The organism is Mycolicibacterium vulneris (genome assembly GCF_002104765.1).
GTDB lineage: Bacteria > Actinomycetota > Actinomycetes > Mycobacteriales > Mycobacteriaceae > Mycobacterium > Mycobacterium vulneris.
Map to the genome: position 1 here is coordinate 1 of NZ_NCXM01000090.1, position 1,113 is coordinate 1,113.

1 protein-coding gene is annotated in these 1,113 nt (G+C 62.0%); it reads right to left on the reverse strand.

Annotation, left to right across the window (positions count from 1 at the left end; all coding sequences use genetic code 11):
* The coding region (locus B8W69_RS29470) for an IS481 family transposase (protein WP_085293149.1) at positions 1–988 on the reverse strand (988 nt) is incomplete at its 3' end.
* Positions 989–1,113: the final 125 nt, after the last annotated feature.

Below are 1,113 nucleotides of genomic sequence, written 5' to 3' on the forward strand. Positions count from 1 at the left end.
TGTACTGCCCAGGCAGGTTGATCAATCGCGTGATGGGTGGGACCTTGCCTATCGCTGAGTGTTGCCGGTGGTGATTGTAGGCGTGTAGCCAAGCTGGCAGGGCCGAGCGGCGAGTCAGCTCGTTGGGGTAATGCCTGGTGAAAGCCCATTCTTGGGACATGGTGCGGTGGAATCTTTCGATTTTGCCGTTGGTCTGGGGTCGGTAGGGCCTGGTCCGCTTATGGAGAATATGGAGCTCGGCGCAGGCGGTCTGCCAGGCGCGAGAGCGATAGCAGGAGCCGTTGTCGGACAAGACGCTTGCGACGATGACCCCGCGAGCTCCAAACCAGTTCACCGCGCGGCGCAGCACCGCAATGGCTGTTTGCGCCGTCTCGTCGTCGTGTATCTCGGCGTAAGCGACCCGGGAGTGGTCATCTATCACGGTATGCACAAAGGCATGTCCTAGGAGCACGTCACGGTATCGGCTGCGCGTCACAACCGGGGTTGCAGTGCGGTTCTTCTTGCCTTGAGCACGACCAACGAATCGCCAACCACCGCCGGTGGGTATGTTGCCGAGCTTTTTGACATCTACATGGACCAGTGCGCCGGGAAGATCGTGTTCGTATCGGCGGATCGGTTCGCCGGTGCGGATATCGATGTGCGACAAACGATTTAGCCGGCAGCGCACTAGCACCGCGTGTACCGTGGAGGCCGACATCGACAGCCTCGAGGCGATGGCGATCGGTGAGAGCCGGTGTCGCCACCGCAACTCCACAATCCGGCGCACCAGCGCCTGCGAGGTGCGGTTTGGGCTGTGATGCGGTCGGCTGGACCGATCGCTCATCCCAGCCGGCCCCATCGCCGCGTACCGCGATGCCCAGCGTTTGGCGGTCGGCCAGGACACATGGAAATGCTCGGCGGCCCGCACGATCGGCCAGCCTTCGTCAACGACACGGCGCGCGAGCAACAACCGCCCGCGCGGAGTCAAAACGGCATTAGCGTGGACCACGAAGGTCTCCTGTTCGTTGTGGGTGCAGTGGTAGCAGCTCCACTCCACGACAGGAGACCTTCACCCATCAACGACCGCTACAGCGTGTCGTCACACTTACTCAACCAACCTGCCTGGGCAGTACA